Origin of the sequence: Planctellipticum variicoloris, from assembly GCF_030622045.1 — a bacterium.
Lineage (GTDB): Bacteria > Planctomycetota > Planctomycetia > Planctomycetales > Planctomycetaceae > Planctellipticum > Planctellipticum variicoloris.
This window is the reverse complement of sequence record NZ_CP130886.1, coordinates 5,914,122-5,932,099: the sequence shown is the minus strand read 5'-3', so window position 1 is coordinate 5,932,099 and position 17,978 is coordinate 5,914,122. Positions and strand designations below refer to the sequence as shown.

The window sequence follows — 17,978 nt, the reverse complement described above, 5'->3', positions numbered from 1 at the left end:
CAGAATCCTTGTCCGGTCCCGGCGGAAATCAAGGTTCCTTTTCGGCCTCTTCCGGCGGAGGGGGCTCGCCGCGGTAGTGCAGCCGGACCGTTTCATTCGACAACTGCAGGTCGAGCAGTTGCGTCTCCGGATCGGCCTGCAGATTCAAATACGGCTGCATGTTCGCCGACCGCGCTTCGTACGCGATTTCGCCAGTTCGCTTGTCGATCAGGCGGACCAGCCCGTCTCCGAGCTGATTGCCTCCCGAACCCGAAGCCGGCAGTTTCCAGATCTGCCACAGCACCGGCGCGTTGCGGAACTGATCGATGGGGAACGGCTCCTGATGCAGCGTTCGACGCCAGTCGATCTGCACGCGCGAGCGGTCGATCGCCAGCAGCGTGCCGTCGACGAACGGCATCCGGAAACTGCTCCGGGGCTGCCCCTTCAACAGCAGCCACAGATTCTCCAGCCGGGGCGTCCACGTCACGTACCACCGGTCGGCGTCTGCAGCCACGGCGATCCGATCGATGGCCGCCGGGCAGTCGACCGTCAGCGGCTCGCCGAGCAGCCCCCCGGTCTCGGCCGAAAAGACCGCCAGCACGCCGCGGGGATCGAGCAGGCCGATGGTCTGACGGTCCAGCAGAAATGGCGTCGCGTCGCCGAACCAGACCTGTCGCCACAGCGTTTTGTTCGTGGCGACGTCCACCAGCCGGATGACCGTCTGCGGGCCGCGCTCGATGACCCACGCCCGCAGGTCTTCGATCTGCAGGAGGTCGTCGGGCGACACCGCCCAGTTCCGGACTTCCAGAGTTCGCCCGTCGATCGCGCTCAGCAGCTCCAGCCGGCCCGAGGTTGGTTGCCAGACGGCGACCGCATCGTCGTCGCCAAACGTGATCGTGCCGTCCGGAAGATCGAAACGCTCCCAGAGGACCGCCCCTGTCGACGTCTCGATCGCCCGCAGGACGGACTGTTCGCGATAGCACAAATACCGCGGCCGGACCGGCCCCACGGCGGCAATCTCGCGTCCGAACGGATCGAACATCGTCAATTCTTCCGATCGCACTCCCGTACGATCCCGCAGCGGCACGACGTCGACCTGGTCCGACATCGGCTGAATTGTCGCCGCAGTGTCGATCGTCCACAGCACCTGCGCCTGCGGCTCACCGCGGGCGTTGAACGGCGTGACTGCAAACAACTCCGACCCGACGCGAACAATCGCCAGCCGTCCCCAGCCCCAGGTGGCATGGCGGAAATAGACATACCGAAACGGCGAAGAGGATGACGGCAGATCGGCCCGCCAGGGCCCGGACTGTCCATCTCCGGCAAACTGCACCCACCGCCCCTGCCGGTCGATCGACACATCCAGCCGATCGATCAGGCTCCCCGGTTCAGCCCGCACCTCCGCCCCGAACTGATAGACGTTTTCGTTCCGCCGCTGGTGGGCTTCCGACCACGGCTTCCGCACCGGCCAGACATCCGTGGCCGGCTGGAAAGAACCCGTCCACTCCGGCCGGTCCTGCAGTCCGCGCCACAATCCGGCGACGCTGGCCCCGTTCGCGGAGCGCGCGCCGGGCTGCCGGTTCGACAGGTCGGCCAGGATGGCGTGCCCATCGCGCGGAAACCCCGCGTCCCGCAGAAGCTCCGCCAGTCTCACCCGACCGTCGACGTGCAACCGCGAACGCGAGCCGCCCGACAGATCCAGCAGACGCAATTCGGTCTCCAGCAGCGATCGCCCCAGGAACGCCGCCTCCTGATGTTCGAGCGTTCGTTCCCGCGCCCAGGGGAGTGGACCAAGCCAGTCCAGCCAGCCCTGCACACCGAACGGATCTTTCTTGGCCAGGACTTCTCCCAGCCGCTCCTCCAGCCTTTGATCAAGAACTGACCGCGCAGAGGGTTCGGCGGCTCGCAGCAACTGATCAATCCGCCCCTGCAACAGGCGGTCGCGACGGACCACGCGCATCGGTGAGGAATCGATCCGGCATGTTCCCTCCGGCCGTTCTTCCAGTGCATCCAGGGCAAAGGTCAACGCGGCTTCGGGCTCACCCGCTCGGACTGCGGCATCCAGCAGCGACAGCCGGACGGTGAATCGTTCGTCCGCCGACAGTGCCAGCTCCAGCAGGCGGGACTGCACCGTCTTCCAGATCGACGCATCGCGTTCGAGCCACGCCAGTCCCGTCGTCAGCAGCGCCTCCCGCCGGGTGTCATTCATCGACCCGATCAACCGCTCCCAAGTCGCATGCGGGCGACCCCGCTGGAGCTCCAACCGGGCCAGCCGCACTTCACGGGCCGGGCCGCCGGCCGATGTCGGCAGGGACTCAATTACGCCAGCGGCCTCGGATCGACTGGCCAGCGCACACAATCCGCCCGGACCGGCCAGCAGCCAGCCCCGGCTCGTTCGCGTCAACCGCCCCATCGGCAGCGGATCGCCCCCCCGCAACCAGTCGACTCGGCCGTCTTCGATCTGAATCGTCGCCAGAGTCCCCTCGGCGAGCGGCTGCACCAGCACGTCGCCGTGGATGACTCCCTGCCCCGCGAGATCGCCCGTGACCGCCCGCCAGCGCACTTCACCACTCGTCAGGTCGACTCCGCGAATCGCCGAGGACTCCGCCAGGACCAGCGTCTGCCCGACGATTCCGACAACCGCAATCGCCCCATTGCGCAGTCCTCTCTGCACGACCGAGCCGTCGGCGACGTTGATCAGCAACCACTCGTTGCTTTCCGGCGACGTATTTAGAATGCGATCACCAACCGGCCACACGCTCGCCGTGCGCCAGGCGTCCCACCACGACTCCGGACGAGATCGCGGGCGGATGGCGCCGGGCTGCGGCAGGACGATCTCCCGCTGACGATCCGGATAGCGCGTCAGCCAGCGAAGCTGGCGCGTGGTCGCATCCACTGCGGCGACGACTCCCGCCGTCGTCGGGCAGATCAGCAGCCCCTGCTCCCACACGACGGGACACGCGGTTCCCCGGCGGAGCAGATCCCCCGAGAGGGGGCGTTCGACCTGCCCCAGCGTGACCCACCATAACAGTTCGCCGCGCCGGCGATCGATAGCATACACCCCCAGCTCGCCCGAGCGCTGGCCGACGCCAAACAGCGCTTCATCGACCGCGGTCGGCGGTCCCAGAAAATAGACACCCCCCAGCGGATAGGAAGGACTGACCGATTCCCCGCCGATCCGCCACGCGAGATCCCCCGTCGACACGTCGTAGGCCGCCAGGTGATTCGAGATCGGTGGCGGCGGTTCATCGTCGCGCTCGGGGGGACTCGGCCGCTGCGGCAACATTTGACGCGCTTGGTCCGAGGACTCCTCAACGACGAACACCCGCTCGCCATCCGTCGTCAGCGACGCGAAGACGGAGTCGACCTGCTCGCGTCGCCAGAAGGAATCCAGAATCGCCGTGCGATACATTGAGTTTTCGAGCAGTGCCGGGTGGTCCTGCAGGCGGGAGAACTCGGGGAGCGCCGCCCGCCACAGCTTTTCCCCGGTCGTCAGGTCGCAGGCGATGAGCTGGTCGATCGTCCGCAGCAGGACGGCATTTCCCGCAACGACCGGTTGCTGAACCGGAAACGAAATCGCCCCGTGCGCGCGGAACGGCTTCGCCAGCAGCGACAGCCCCTCGCTGACCGGAGCCGACGGCCGCAGATCCCGCTGCCAGCGCGCCACGAGGACCGGCAACGTTTCTTCGCTGGTGGAGGTGGATTCGGAAACGAGTTCGCCGGCCGGCCGAAATTGTTCGGTGATAAGGTCCGCCAGCGGTCTCGCCCGACCTGCCTGCCTGACGGGCACGTTCCCCAGCGACGCTTTCGAATCGTCCCAGATTCTGGTGGCCGAAGCGATTTTTCCGCTCTGCAGCAGAGATTCCACCGTCAACAGCAGCGCCGACGCGCGTTGAGTGGGCGTGGCCGCACGATGTGCCAGCACCCGCCGACCTGCGGCCTCCGCCGTCTGCCACCGGGCCGTGTCGCGGGCTCTCAGGCCGGCCGCCAGCCAGCCGGCGGCCCCGGCCCGCGTCCAGCCGTATTGCCGCAGGGCCAGAGCCAACTGCGGTTCTTCGCCTCCCGTCAGCGCCGCGGTCAGGTCATCCTGTGCGCGGGGAGCCATCTGCTGCTCCAGACGCTCGTGCAGTTCGAGGGGGAGGGCGGCAATCGACCGCTCGGCCTCGGTCTGCAGCGGACCGGACAGGTCGTCGGTGTCGCGGAGGATCCGCTCCAGCAGCGGAAACGCGTCGATCGCGTTGCTGGCCGCCAGTTGTTCGCGAAGGACCGCCTGATTGTCCGCTGCCGCGCGGGGCGGCGCACTCCGCAGCGCCCGACCGGTGCTCGCCGACTGGCCTACGACTTCCAGCGAAAGACCGGCCACCAGCACGACGGCGACCGCTGCTCGCTGAAGCTTCGCGATCATCGCCATGCCACCGTTCTAAGCAACCAGGATTCCGAGGCCTGAGGTCAGCGAAACCGTCCCGCAACGGACTCGGGTGGCCGGGGCTGGAGCGTCTTCGCGAAGCCCCGGACAAATCGGCACCCAGGCTTCCGTTCGTTCCGGCCCCGACCACCCTCGCGTTCTCTCAGGTGGAGCCACACGTATTGTGCGTCGTCCGACGAGTCCTCTGCAACGGCAAAGTCTATGCCGGTTTCCGGTCGGCAACACGGTTTCGCCGCCATTCCCCCCTTGCGTTCTCCTCGGTCTCATTCCACAATTGCACAAAATGTGAACGCAAACGCAGTGACGCCCATGCTCGCGAAACTCGCCACCTATTCACTCCTCGGCATCGAGGCCGCCCCGGTCGAAGTCGAGGTCGACATCTCCCCCGCGGCGATGCCGAAGACCATTCTCGTCGGCCTCGCCGAGGCGGCGGTCCGCGAAAGCACCCACCGCATCGAACGGGCACTGGTCAACAGCGGTTACGTACGACCGATCGACCGGATCGTGATCAACCTCTCGCCCGCCGATCTTCCCAAGGAAGCCGCATCGTTCGATCTCCCCATCGCGCTGGGGATCCTGATCGCCAGCGGCCAGCTCAGTTCGGATCGCCTGCAGCAATACGGCGTGGTCGGTGAACTGGCCCTCGACGGCAACTTGCGTCCCGCCCGTGGTGCGCTGTCGCATGCGATCTCGGCCCGCGATCATGGTCGCAAGGGCCTGGTCGTTCCGGTGATGAACGCCCGCGAAGCCGCCGTTGTCGAAGGGATCGACGTCATCCCCGTCGGCAGCCTGACGGAGGCGGTCGGCTTCTTCAGCGGGCAGCTTGAGATTCCGCCGCAACCCTTCTCGTGGGACGACGCCGTCCGCGAGTTCGGCCGCTACGCGATCGACTACGCCGACGTCAAAGGCCAGGAAATGGCCAAGCGCGCGGTCACCGTCGCCGCGGCCGGCTCACATCACCTCCTGATGATCGGCAGCCCGGGGACCGGCAAGACGCTTCTCGCCCAGCGTCTGGGCTCGATCCTCCCCGACCTCGCCCCGGAAGAAAGCCTGCAGACGACTCGCATCTGGAGCGCCTGCGGCCGGCTCGACCCCGCTCAGCCGCTGATGCTCCAACGCCCCTTCCGCTCGCCGCATCACACGATCAGCGAAGCCGGTCTGGTGGGGGGAGGCAGCATTCCGTCGCCGGGCGAAATCAGCCTGGCCCATCACGGCGTGTTGTTTCTCGACGAACTGCCCGAGTTCAACCGGCGGACGCTGGAAGTCCTCCGCCAGCCCCTCGAAGACGGCACCGTGACGATTTCTCGCGCCCTGGGGAGCCTGACCTTCCCGGCGAACGTGATGCTCGTGGCGGCGATGAATCCCTGTCCCTGCGGCTATCGCGGCGATCCCCGTCGGCAGTGCCATTGCACGCCGATGCAGATCGAGCGTTACATGGCCCGCATCAGTGGCCCGCTGCTGGACCGGCTGGACATCCACATCGAAGTCCCCCCGGTCCCATTTCGCGAGCTCTCCGACACCGCCGTCGGCACGACCAGCGTGCAGATGCGGGAGCAGGTCATCGGCGCGCAGGCCCGCCAGCACGACCGCTTCGGTCCCCGATCGTCGCGCCTCAACGGCAAGATGAACCCGTCGCAGATCCGCAAATTCTGCAAGCTCGACGCCGACGCGGAGGGGCTGCTGAAAGTGGCGATGGAAGAGATGGGGCTCTCCGCCCGCGCCCACGACAAGATCCTGCGGATCAGCCGGACGATCGCGGACCTGGACAACAACGATCGAATCACGGCGACGCATCTGACCGAGGCGATCAATTACCGGGCGCTGGATCGGACGTATTGGCAGTAGGTGGAGGGCTCAGTCGGTGTTGATGGTTGTCTCAATTTGCAGGTCGATCTGGTTCTTGATCGGCGTGTAGAGATCGACGTCAGTTCGGTCAGTTTCGAGCGTGACAATCAGCGAATAGCGAGCGGTTCGATCCCAGCGATTGAGGTGGGGACGCTCTTTCCACCAACCGGTCACCGGGAAGACCGCAATGACCCCAGCAGACGCCAGTTCGGCCGCTGTGCCTGTCCATACATCGGAATGGATTGAGCCTTTCTTCTGAAGATTCTCCTTCAGCGTCCAATTGCGATCATCTTTCCCTCGGTTAACTCGGTCTTGGCCCTCGCTCCAAGCTGATTTCGTAACTTTTTGCAGGAATTCATCGTCGGTATCGAGCGGACGCTTCACGTCGAACCTGAGACCGTGGGAACGATATCGGTACGTATCGTTCCATCCACGTTGCCCAGGGCTCGGTTCAATGAAATAGGACAGAGTGATTCGCATTCGGACTTGAGTATCCCCAAGTTGTTCGAGGACAGCGCTCGGCCAAGGCAAACGATGGAGTCGCATGTCCTTGGTCCGGAATTCGCGGCCGCCTTTGTCGAACGGTTGCAGGCAGTCTTCAATAATCTGTGTTGCCGAGTTTCCGGCACTCCTCAAAGCGGTTTCCAGGTCCGGCACGCCGTAGCCGTAGGCCCTCAGTCTCACTTCCCTGAAACCGTCTGGAAACTCCTGCAGCATCACAGGCGTCCAGCGGGCAGAGTGGATCAGCAATCCACGGACGGATTCGGGCCACAGGCTTGGATAATGAGCCCAAATGATCGCAGCATACCGAGCCGCTAATGCGGTTGCGGCACTGGTCTCGCCAGTGGTCGCCAGAAGTGCGCCTTCGGCACTCTGTCGCGTGGTGAGCAGCAACAGGTCGTCTATGTCCGCAACCGTCGTTCCCGACGGGTCAATCGCACTGTTGCCTCCTTCCATAACGATATCTGGTTTGACCGGCCAACGCTTCTGGTCCCAGATTTGCGACGTCCGACTTGCCGGGCTGAGCTGGCCACGGTCTGCCAGTGGATGCCAATCCCTGTAGTCGAGTGACTGGATTGTCGTCTTCTCCGTGTATGCACCGACGGTGATAGCGTTCCAAGCCTGAGCAGGATCTTCAATTCCCTGCAGTATGTTGTGATCCGGGTAGTCGCGTCGTCCTTCCTTCAACGTGTTACCAGCGGCAGCGAGAATCAGTCGTCGTGGTTGGTCCCCCTTCTCTCCGCCGGCGCATATCTGGTCAATTGCGGCCGACCAAGACGTGGGAATTCCCTCCCTTTGCTCATCGGCAGTGATCGTTAGCGCAAAGACTCGGCGATGGCGTTGCCATGCGTTGATTTCAATTCGTGATACGGCCTGCGATGTGATCTCTCCGTAGAGGTCGGGATGGTTGTTGCGATCGACCGACAGGAGCTTCACCGATTCCAGCCGATGCATCAGCCGTATGGGCTTTGTGTCGTTAAACAGCTCAGACAGGCATCCGTAGAGCGCCAAGCCAGCCATCCCGGTGCCATGCTGGTCGGGATGACGGTCCGCCGGTGACCAACTTGGGTCAGCCGCAAGATGGTGCTCTTCGGCGAGAGCAAGCGACAACAACGGATGGGTACGATTGACTCCTGTATCCAGGTGGCAAACTGCAGGAGCATCGAGCGGCGGCGGTTCAATGCGAGCAAGAGCCTCGTCGACAAACTCAGCCTGGACTCTTGGAGGCAGTGCGAGGAATTCATTGTTTGGAATACTCGCCGATCGCAACTCGGCAATCAGGTCGAAGAGATTCTCGATAGCGAGCAGTTGATCGACCGAACCGTGAGCAAGCACGACCCGCCTGTCGGGAAACTTTAGCACTCGTTCAGAGATCATGACGCCCACAAGTCTCGCACGTGAGCAAAAGTCAGGGACTACATCCTCGGAGACCGGTAGTATGCGTAGCCAGATTTCCCACCAGCACGCAGCATCGCGAGCGGCAGGAAACGTCTTTGAATCGGTCCAAAGCGTACGAAGAACTGCGATACCGATGTGACTGATGCTTTCCGCAAGCTTTTGATTACAGGGGCGGCCCTTCTTCGTGTGCTTTGTGGTGTCAGCGTAGTCCCGCAATTTGCCGAACAGAACTCCCATCTTGCCGTCAGGGACGAAGACCGCGGCTCGTGTAACGTTGTTTGCGTCGATCGTCACGCTCAGAAGTTCGATGTCGTTCCCGCGGCTTTCCAGACTCTGCAGCCGCAGCTCAAACCCCGGATCGCTTTCAAATTCCAGAACGACTCCGGCAGGTGTCGTTCCGGCTGGCAGTGCAGCAGCGCGACTCGCGACTTCCAACTCGGCCTCTTGGATTTGCAGTAGCAACGCAGCCCCATGAGACGCCCGTTCTCGAACCGGATGAGTAAAGCTGTCACTTCCCCTTCTCGTAGAAGTGTAACGCTCGGTCCGACCAGTGCCGGCTGGAAGTAAATGCGGCAATTCAGCCATCGGTCCTCACTACTTGCTACGGGCCAATGATCTCGACGGGGCGAGCGCCGCCCAAACGGCGTTCTCTGAGGGTCTTGAGCAACATCGCCGTCGTGACTCGCTCCTTATCCTGCAGGATGCAGTCCTTCGCCGCGTCGTCGCATGCACGGGCGACTTCAGCGTGGCTGAAATCCTCGGCGGCGGTTTTGATCTTGCCCCATTCCATCCGCGCGCCGAGAAAGCTGTGCAGGCGATTGCGAATGAGCAGGACAATCTGCTCTGCGTCGGGGCGAGCATACTGAATCACGTCGTCGAACCGGCGAAACAGGGCTTCGTCCAGCATCGCTTCAAAGTTCGTCGCCGCCACGATCAGGCTGTCGGAGTCGTCCTGTTCCAGGAACTGCAGAAACGAGTTCAGGACGCGGCGAATTTCGCCCACATCGTTACGGGAGCCCCGATTAGCGCCAATTGCGTCGAACTCATCGAAGAAATATACGCCGCGAGTCTGCGTCATCGACTGAAAAATCAAGTGAAGCTTCGCCGCGGTTTCGCCCATGAACTTCGTGATCAGTCCGTGAAACTGGACCGAGAACAATGGCAGCTTCAACTCCCCCGCTAGTGCCGCGGCGGACATCGTCTTTCCACATCCGGGCGGGCCAACCAGCAACAGTTTTCGTCGTGCGGACAGGCCGTGTTCGCGGAGTCTGGTCTGGCTGCGATACTCGCGCAGAACTCGCTGCAGTGCTTCGTGCGTCGTCTGGCTGAGAACCATCTCTGACAGTCGGGTTTGCGGATACGAGGCTGCCAGAAGAGCTGCCAGTTCGCCACTCGGCCGCGCGATCGGCACTGCCCCGCCGATCTTCCCGGCGGACTGCTTGCGTTTAATATCGTCGACGAGGTCGCGGAGCTCCTGAGCAATATTTCCGCGCCCTGCGCGGGCAGCATCGGCGGCAATCTGCAGCGCCACCGAGGCAAAATGTTCCCCATTGCCGCTGCTGTAGCTCTTGAGAAGCGCCTTAACTTGTTCGGCAGTCGCCATATCCGATTTCCGCAAGATCCGGGCACAGGCCTGCGTATGGCACCGGGCCACCGATACAGGCTATCACATGTTTTCGGCATTTTCAGTCGCCATCTTGCCAACGTTGCCCTTGATTCACCATCACCGGGCCTCCGCCCTACCCCTCCGCCCCCAAACTCGCGACAATGCCCCGTTCGACCTCTGAAAAGACTCTCTCAACCGCGATCGGGCGAAGCAAAAGCAGTCATGGTGCATCAGTCGCGGGGGGGCCGCCGGGCGGGGAAGCCGGTCCTCACCAATCACAACCGCTGCTGGATCTGGGGACGCAACGTCGTCCTCGAAACCCTTCGCGCTGCGCGCTGGCCCGTCCTCGAACTGCTGCTCTCGGAGCGGGCCGAGCCCGATGCCGCCCGCGAAACCCGCCGGACCGCCGAACGCCTCGACATCCCGCTGCAAGTCGTCTCCGACGACCAGCTTCAGAAAACCTGCCGCGTCGGCGATCACCAGGGCTTCGCCGCCCGCATGAGCGAGTTCCCGTACCTCGCACTGGCCGACCTCTGGCCGTTGCTTCCCGCCGCTCCGCGACTGGTCGTGCTGGACCACATTCAGGACCCGTTCAACCTGGGGGCGATTCTCCGCTCCGCCGAAGTCCTCGGCTGCGACGGCCTGATCCTGGGCCACGACGGACAATCCGGCGTCAACAGCCAGGTCGCCCGCAGCTCCGCCGGGGCGGTCAATCATGTCCCCATCGTCCGGGTCGACAGCCTGAGGGAGGCGCTCGACCAGCTCACTCAGCGCGGCATCGCCTGCTGGGCCGCGTCCGAAAAATCTCCCCGCCCCGCCTGGGAGGCCGATCTTCGCGGCGGCACCGCCATCGTCATCGGCAATGAAGGCCGGGGCGTCGACCCCGAACTGCTCGCCCGCTGTGCGGGTGCGCTGCAGATTCCCGTAGCCGGCCGCGTCGGCTCGCTCAACGCCGCCGTCTCGGCGGGCATCCTCTTCTACGAAGTCCAGCGGCAACGCGCCCTGGCGGCGAAAGATCCGCAGTCATGACTCTCTCCCTGCACAATCCCCACAGCGTCCTCGCCGCCCTCGAAATGCGTCCGCACGACGTCCTCGAAGTCCGCGTCCCCCCCGGCAAGCCCTCTTCCGGCTGGGCCGAAGTGGTCGAAGCCGCCCGCGCCCGGCAGATTCCCGTCCGGACCGAGCTCGCCGAGGCCCCGAAAGCACGCTCGCGCGACGACAAATCGGCCCGCCTGAGCGCCGCCAGCGCCAACGTCGTCGAATGCCGCGAAACGAATCTGGACGTCTTCTTCAAACCCTCCGGCGACGGCACGCCCGGCCTCTGGCTGGCCCTCGACTGCCTGCAGGACCCGCACAACGTGGGGGCCATCTTCCGGACGGCGGCTTTTTTCGGCATCCGCGGCATCCTGGTCACCAAAGATCGCTCGGCCCCACTGACTGGCACGGTCTACGATGTCGCCTCGGGGGGCATGGAACACGTCCCCTTCGCGCAGCCGACCAATCTCAGCCAGGCGCTGAAACTCGCCAAAGACGCCGGGCTGTGGGTGCTCGGTTCCTCGGAACACGCGACGCAATCGGTCTCCGCGGTCGATCGGGGCCGCCCGTGGCTGCTGGTGGTCGGGAACGAAGAGCAGGGCCTCCGCCGGCTGACGCTCGACCTCTGCGACGAAGTCTGCAAGATCCCGGGCGAAGGAGCGGTCGGGTCGCTGAACGTCTCCGTGGCGACGGGCATTCTGTTGTCGCAGTTGAGTGGGGCGTTGTAATTGGTTTTTGGTGATTTGGTGTTTGGGATTTGGAGCTTTGCGCCGGGTGGCACGTCCCTGAGTCCGCGAAGGGTGTGGTCTTTGTCCCAATTTCGATGGAGACAATTGGCCTGCAGTTGATCTCTTGCACTGCGGAACGCGTTTGTGCTCTCTGACCGGCAGACTCTCATTATCGAATCATTTGCTGCTGAGCCAGCAGTGGTTCAAGGCCAACGAGATCTTCCTTGCGCAATTCGCCGTTGAATCCATTGCCTGCACGGAGTGCGGTGCAGTCACCACGCGCCTGACCGAATCGTCTAGAAAATATCTGGCTTCCCGTCTCAAGTGGCAGCGGATCGAAGCCGAACGAAAGCCACAACGCGAGCCGTCAGCCGAGCACTGAAATCGAACCCACGCCCTTCGCGGACTCAGGGACGTGCGACCTGGATCGCAACGGACCACTGACGACGGACCACTGACAAACTCTCAACTCTCAACCCTCAACGGCTCTTTCACCGTTTCCGGCTCTTCCACTTCCGGCGTCTCCAATTCCTCCTCGTCCGTTTCCGGCTCCGTTTCCGGCTCGACGGGCAGTGGCGTCGGTGGAATCGGCTGGTAGGCGGGCTGAATGGGGATCGGCGACTTGCCGCGCAGGCGGTCCCACAGGTCGCGGGCCTTGCGCGTCCATGCCGACTGCAGTCGCAGCACGGCCATTGACCGGCCCTGCAGCGGGTAGCCGTCCCCGGCCGTCATCCGGCGGGACAGATGAGAGTCGGCGGTATCCAGCAGCGGCTCCCAGTACTGGTCCGCCTCGTGTCCCGGCAGCTTGAACGGAATCTTTTCGTGGTGCGAGTTGAACAGCAGCAGCAACGTATCTCCGACGATCGGCGCGCCGCGGCCGTCGATCTCGTCCGCCATCCGGCCTTCGAGACGCATTCCCAGGCAACGCACGTAGTGCTTGCTCCAGTCGTCGTCGGTCATCTCCAGACCCTGGGGCGTCATCCAGACCACGTCCCGCACGTTGACGCCGCGAATCGCCCGGCCCTGGAAAAACTTCCGTCGCCGGAGGACCGGCTGGCTCTTCCACAACCGGATCGCCTTCCTGACGAACTGCAGAAACGCCTGCTGCTGTTCGTCCAGCCGCCAGTTGATCCAGGTGATTTCGTTGTCCTGGCAGTAGGCGTTGTTATTGCCGAGCTGTGACTGGCTGAACTCGTCCCCGCTGCGGAGCATCGCCACGCCCTGCGAAAACAGCAGCGTCGCAATGAAATTCCGCTTCTGCCGTTCGCGGAGTTCGCGGATCTTCGGATCGGACGCCGGGCCTTCGGTGCCGCAGTTCCAGCTATTGTTGTGGCCGTCGCCGTCCTGGTTATTCTGCCGGTTGGCCTCGTTGTGCTTCTGGTTGTAGCTGACCAGATCTTCCAGCACGAAGCCGTCGTGACACGTCACAAAGTTGATGCTGGCATAGGGACGTCGGCCATTGTGCTCGTACAGATCGCTCGATCCGCACAACCGCGTGGCGAACTCGTTGGCGGTGTGGCCGTCTCCCTTCCAGAACCGGCGGACGCAGTCGCGGTACTTGCCGTTCCACTCGGTCCACAGCACGGGAAAATTGCCGACCTGATAGCCCCCTTCCCCGAGGTCCCACGGCTCGGCGATCAGCTTCACCTGCGAAAGAACCGGGTCCTGGTGGATGATGTCAAAGAAGGCGCCCAGCTTGTCGACGGCGTGCAGTTCGCGGGCGAGTGCACTGGCCAGGTCGAAGCGGAAGCCGTCGACGTGCATCTCCAGCACCCAGTACCGCAGGCTGTCCATGATGAGCTGCAGCACGCGCGGAGAGAGCATGTTCAGCGTGTTGCCGCAGCCCGTGTAGTCCATGTAGTACCGCTGGTTGCCGTGCACCAGCCGGTAGTACGACTGATTGTCGATCCCCTTCAGCGACAGCGTCGGCCCCAGGTGATTGCCCTCGGCGGTGTGGTTGTAGACCACGTCCAGGATCACTTCGAGCCCGTTGCGGTGGAGCGTCCGCACCATCCGCTTGAACTCGTTGACCGAGCTCTGCCCTGCCCCGCGCGACGAAAAGCGGACGTCCGGCGCCAGAAAGCCGAGCGTGTTGTAGCCCCAAAAATTGACCAGCCCCTGATCGGCGAGAAACCGCTCGTCCGCGTGATGATGAACCGGCAGCAGCTCGACCGCGGTCACTCCGAGCGAGCGCAGATGCCGGAGCGACCCCTCGCAGGCCAGACCCGCGTAAGTGCCGCGCAGCTCGCGCGGCACCCAGGGGCTCCGCTGGCTGTAGCCTTTGACGTGCATCTCGTAGATCAGCGTCTCGTGCCAGGGCGTGCGCGGCGGGCAATCGTTTCCCCAGTGAAACGCCGGATCGATCACGGTCGCCAGTGCGGCCTTCGAAGCATTATCCCGCTCGTCCCGGCTCAGATCCGCCGCGGGGTCGCCGATCTTGTACCCGAAATCCTCATCGCACCAGGTCAGGTCCCGACCGATGGCCTTGGCGTACGGATCCAGCAGGACCTTGGTGGGATTGAAGCGCTGGCCCTGTTTCGGATTGTACGGACCGTGAACCCGGTAACCGTAGAGCTGGCCCGGCTTCAGTCCCGGGACGTAGCCGTGGAAGACGAAATCGGTTTGCTCAGTCAAGCGGATGCGGGCCGACTCGCGCTGCGCCGTCGGCGAATCGAACAGACACAGTTCAACGGCGCTCGCGTGTTCCGAAAACAGGGCAAAGTTCACGCCCCGTCCGTCCCACGTCGCCCCCAGCGGCGAGGGTTTCCCCGGCCAGACCTGCATTCCCGACTCCTTTGCGCCCCGGAACAGTCCCCTCGGCCAACGGCGACCCCCGGGCATGACTCGATGAGCCCGCCTGAAATCGCGATCGACCGTCCGTCACCCCCTGACGCACAGCCGACATTATCCCGAAACCCGGACAGAAGGGTAGGCCGACTCGTGAATCTTGAACGAGCAATCCCTTGTGTTGCAGATCGCTCGAATCCGGTTGTAGAGACATTCCAGTCTGTGCGGCAGTCGCAAAGGCAACCAGTCAGTCTCGAAGCGAAATCCCTGCAAGACGCGTTCAACGTCGTCCGCAGGCATTCACTGGATTGATCGACGCCGCGCCATGCGGCGCACAGTGACCGAATCCACCTTTGCAGTTCGCGCCGGGGTGGGAGGGGAGTAAACTCAAAGGAACCGTCAACGATCGTTGATGTGTTGCCCCTGAGGAATTGGCATGCTCCGTTGGTTTTGGGTTTTCATCGTTCTGGGATCTCTGCCTGTCGCGGCGGAAGAGACCCCTTCGCCCGAACAGCTCGAATTCTTCGAGAAGCGGGTTCGACCTGTCCTCGTCGAACATTGCCAGAAGTGCCACGGACCGGATCAGCAAAAGGGCGGATTGCGGCTCGACAGCCGGGCCGGACTCCTGCGCGGGGGAGACTCCGGGGCGGCGATCGTTCCGGGCAAAAGCGTCGAAAGCCCGTTCGTCGAGGCGATCGGCTACGATCCCGACGGCTACCAGATGCCTCCCAAGGGAAAGCTCCCCGCCGAAGTCATCGCTGACCTGACGAAGTGGGTCGAACTGGGCGCCCCTTGGCCCGCCGAACGGGCCGTCGCCGACCCCGTCGGGGGCTCCATCAACATTGCCGAACGGGCTCAGCACTGGTCGTTTCAGCCCATCCAGCATCCCGTTCCGCCGGAAGTCCATCAGTCCGACTGGTGCCGGGGACCCATCGACCGGTTCGTCCTCGCGAAGCTCGAAACGGTCGGACTTCGGCCAGCCGGCGAAGCTGGTCGCAGGGCGCTGTTCCGCCGCGTGACGCTCGAACTGACCGGCCTGCCCCCTTCGCCCGAAGAGCTGGAATCGTTCCTGGCCGATCAGCGTCCTGACGCGTACGAGCTGCTCGTCGACCGCCTGCTCGACTCGCCCCAATACGGCGAGCGCTGGGGCCGCCACTGGCTCGATCTGGTCCGCTTCGCAGAAACCGGCGGACACGAATTCGACTACGAGATCCCCAATTCCGCCCCCTACCGCGACTATGTCGTCCGGGCCTGGAACGCCGACCTCCCCTACAACCAGTTTGTCATTGAGCACGTTGCGGGGGATCTGTTACCGGCGCCCCGGCGAGAGCCGCGAACCGGCTTGAACGAGTCGATCACCGCCACCGCATTCTACTGGTTCCCGCAATCGAAGCATTCGCCCGTCGATCTGCGGGCCGAGCAGTGCGACACCGTCGACAACCAGCTCGACGTCTTCGGCAAGACGTTTCTCGGCCTGACGATCGCCTGCGCCCGCTGCCACGATCACAAATTCGATCCCATCACAGCGCGGGACTATTACGCGCTGGCAGGCTATCTGCGCAGCTCCCGGCTGAACCAGGCAGACCGCAATCCTCCCGAGATGACCACGAGCATTGCCGACCGCCTGCAGGAAGGCTCCGCCGTCCTGACGCCTGCTCTCGTGACACAGTCCACTGCCCGGCTCCGCAAATTGCTCGAAAGCTGGCCGCAACTGGCCGGCAAGTGGCAGGACGCCGCCAAAGACCCGCAGCATCCGCTCTTTGCGCCTGTATCTCTGGCCCTGGCAAAGACCGACGACGAGTTCCAGCAGCGCCGGGCCAGCGTGCGGCAGGCGCTGCAACAGCGCCGCAACGCGGTGGAAGCCGCCTGCGCAGCCTCCGAAATTTTGCCGCCCGTCAGCGGCTGGCTTCCGACGGGGTTCGCCTTCCAGGGGGGCGGGACTGTCGGCGCCGAGCCGATTCTCCAGCCCGATCCGCAGCAGCCGGTGCGGCAGCTCGCGCTCCCCGGTGAAATGCACAGCGGACGGATCAGCGGCCGACTGCGGGGAGACCTTCGCTCTCCGAGTTTTACGATCCGCCACAAATTCATCGACTACCTGATGGTCCGCCGCCCCGGCGACGGCGCTCCGCAGCGCCGCCACAAGTCGGGCCAGGTCCACCTGATCGTCGACGGGTTCCACATCATTCAGAACCCCCTCTACGGCGGTCTGACCATCAATGTTCCGACTGGCGACCGTCCGGTCTGGGTCCGGATGGATGTCAGCAAGCTGATCGGCGCATCCGCGTATATCGAAGCCGAAGACCTCGACGATGGTTGGCTGATCCTGCAGCAGATCCGGACAACCGACGGGCCGGCTCCGGTCCTCGCTCCGAACTCGCTGACCTCCGCCCTCATCGACGATGCGTCGATCGATACCGTCGGTGCCTGGCAGCAGAACTTCCACGGGCTCGTCGACCGTGAACTGACCGCCTGGGAGCAGGGATCACTGTCCCGTGAGCCGGACGCCGCCGACCGGATCGAATTAATCAACGCGCTGCTGCTCTGCGCCTCAGACGCACCGGAAACCGCCGGTCCCGAGAGTGCGCCGCTGACAGCATGGGCCAGGACCCGCCGCGAGCAGGAAGCCGCAATCCCGCTGCCTGCCCCGACGATCGCGATGACGGATGGTTTCGCGGACAACGAACATGTTCTGATCCGCGGCAATCCGAAGAAACCGGGCGACGAAGTCCCCCGACGGTTCCTGGAAATCTTCGTCGGTCCCGATCGCAAGACCGAATCTCCCGGCAGCGGCCGCCTCGAACTGGCCCGCCAGCTCGTCGACGGCAGCAACCCGCTGGCGACTCGGGTCATCGTCAATCGCCTGTGGCTGCATCACTTCGGCCGCGGACTGGTGCCGACCCCCGACGACTTCGGCAAAATGGGCCAGCCCCCATCGCACCCCGAACTGCTCGACTGGCTCGCGACGGACCTGGTCCGGGGCGGCTGGTCGCTCAAGCGGCTGCAGCGGCAGATTGTCCTCTCCGCCGCGTATCGCATGACCAGCCATCCGTCGGACGCGAAGACCGAGGAAGCCGATCCGCAGAACGTGCTGCTCCATCGCCAGAATCTGCAGCGCCTGGAGGCCGAAGCGATCCGCGACTCGTTGCTGGTCCTCTCGGGCCGGCTCGACGATCGGATGGAAGGCCCCAGCGTGGCGCCCCACCTGACGCCGTTCATGGAAGGCCGCGGAAGACCGGGTCAGTCCGGCCCGCTCGACGGCGACGGTCGACGCAGCCTCTACATCAACGTTCGCCGGAATTTTCTCACGCCGATGTTCCTGGCCTTCGACTTCCCGACCCCCTTCACCACGATGGGCAAACGATCGTCATCAAACGTCCCGGCTCAGGCATTGACGATGATGAACAACCCGTTCGTCGTCCAGCAGACGACCGCCTGGGCGCAGCACGAACTGGCCGTTCCGCGAACCGACGTCGAACACATTGACCGACTCTACGAGGCCGCCTACGGCCGGAGCCCCACGGCAGCGGAGCGTTCCCGCAGCCTGGCGTTCGTGGATCAGCAGGCCGGCGAATACGGCGGCGACCGGGCCAAAGCCTGGGCCGACCTGTGCCATGTGCTGGTGAATGTCAAAGAGTTTTTGTTTGTTGAATGATCCGGTCCCTGACCGGTTGAA

At 64.1% G+C, this 17,978-nt stretch carries 9 protein-coding genes; 5 read left to right on the top strand and 4 right to left on the bottom strand.

Features of this window, described 5'->3' with window-relative positions; all coding sequences use genetic code 11:
• Window positions 1–28: 28 nt before the first annotated feature.
• Complete coding sequence (locus SH412_RS23055) at window positions 29–4,390, bottom strand: outer membrane protein assembly factor BamB family protein (RefSeq protein ID WP_336520383.1); 4,362 nt, start codon at window positions 4,388–4,390, stop codon at window positions 29–31.
• Window positions 4,391–4,714: 324 nt separating this feature from the next.
• Here SH412_RS23055 and SH412_RS23050 point away from each other — a divergent pair, with 324 nt between their 5' ends.
• Window positions 4,715–6,250, top strand: a complete 1,536-nt coding sequence (locus tag SH412_RS23050; protein WP_336520382.1) for a YifB family Mg chelatase-like AAA ATPase — start codon at window positions 4,715–4,717, stop codon at window positions 6,248–6,250.
• 9 nt (window positions 6,251–6,259) lie between these two features.
• Here SH412_RS23050 and SH412_RS23045 read toward each other — a convergent pair whose 3' ends face one another.
• Together SH412_RS23045 and SH412_RS23040 are read right to left on the bottom strand one after the other, a co-directional pair.
• The gene (locus tag SH412_RS23045; protein WP_336520381.1) at window positions 6,260–8,584 is read right to left on the bottom strand and encodes a S8 family peptidase; all 2,325 of its coding nucleotides are present in this window, start codon (window positions 8,582–8,584) and stop codon (window positions 6,260–6,262) included.
• A gap of 166 nt (window positions 8,585–8,750) precedes the next feature.
• Window positions 8,751–9,752, bottom strand: coding sequence for an AAA family ATPase (locus SH412_RS23040; protein WP_336520380.1), 1,002 nt, complete (start codon window positions 9,750–9,752; stop codon window positions 8,751–8,753).
• Window positions 9,753–9,977: 225 nt separating this feature from the next.
• Here SH412_RS23040 and rlmB (SH412_RS23035) point away from each other — a divergent pair, with 225 nt between their 5' ends.
• The 3 genes from rlmB (SH412_RS23035) (at window position 9,978) to SH412_RS23025 (ending at window position 11,900) form a co-directional block, all read left to right on the top strand.
• Complete coding sequence (rlmB, locus tag SH412_RS23035) at window positions 9,978–10,784, top strand: 23S rRNA (guanosine(2251)-2'-O)-methyltransferase RlmB (protein WP_336520379.1); 807 nt, start codon at window positions 9,978–9,980, stop codon at window positions 10,782–10,784.
• Complete coding sequence (gene rlmB / locus SH412_RS23030; protein ID WP_336520378.1) at window positions 10,781–11,518, top strand: 23S rRNA (guanosine(2251)-2'-O)-methyltransferase RlmB; 738 nt, start codon at window positions 10,781–10,783, stop codon at window positions 11,516–11,518. The genes rlmB (SH412_RS23035) and rlmB (SH412_RS23030) overlap by 4 nt, the downstream gene beginning before the upstream one ends.
• Window positions 11,519–11,660: 142 nt before the next feature.
• Window positions 11,661–11,900 (top strand): hypothetical protein, encoded by a 240-nt coding sequence (locus SH412_RS23025; protein ID WP_336520377.1) that lies wholly within the window; start codon window positions 11,661–11,663, stop codon window positions 11,898–11,900.
• A gap of 83 nt (window positions 11,901–11,983) precedes the next feature.
• On the opposite strand, the gene glgX is transcribed toward SH412_RS23025, so the two are convergent.
• Window positions 11,984–14,302 (bottom strand): glycogen debranching protein GlgX, encoded by a 2,319-nt coding sequence (glgX, locus tag SH412_RS23020; protein WP_336520376.1) that lies wholly within the window; start codon window positions 14,300–14,302, stop codon window positions 11,984–11,986.
• Window positions 14,303–14,741: 439 nt separating this feature from the next.
• On the opposite strand from glgX, the gene SH412_RS23015 reads away from it, so the two are divergent.
• Window positions 14,742–17,957, top strand: a complete 3,216-nt coding sequence (locus tag SH412_RS23015; protein WP_336520375.1) for a PSD1 and planctomycete cytochrome C domain-containing protein — start codon at window positions 14,742–14,744, stop codon at window positions 17,955–17,957.
• The last annotated feature ends 21 nt before the right edge of the window (window positions 17,958–17,978 follow it).

Coding starts and splice junctions, on each gene's coding strand:
- SH412_RS23055 (WP_336520383.1), bottom strand. CDS start 4,390: ATGGCGATGATCGCGAAGCTTCAGCGAGCAGCGGTCGCCGTCGTGCTG.
- SH412_RS23050 (WP_336520382.1), top strand. CDS start 4,715: ATGCTCGCGAAACTCGCCACCTATTCACTCCTCGGCATCGAGGCCGCC.
- SH412_RS23040 (WP_336520380.1), bottom strand. CDS start 9,752: ATGGCGACTGCCGAACAAGTTAAGGCGCTTCTCAAGAGCTACAGCAGC.
- rlmB (WP_336520379.1), top strand. CDS start 9,978: ATGGTGCATCAGTCGCGGGGGGGCCGCCGGGCGGGGAAGCCGGTCCTC.
- rlmB (WP_336520378.1), top strand. CDS start 10,781: ATGACTCTCTCCCTGCACAATCCCCACAGCGTCCTCGCCGCCCTCGAA.
- glgX (WP_336520376.1), bottom strand. CDS start 14,302: ATGCAGGTCTGGCCGGGGAAACCCTCGCCGCTGGGGGCGACGTGGGAC.
- SH412_RS23015 (WP_336520375.1), top strand. CDS start 14,742: ATGCTCCGTTGGTTTTGGGTTTTCATCGTTCTGGGATCTCTGCCTGTC.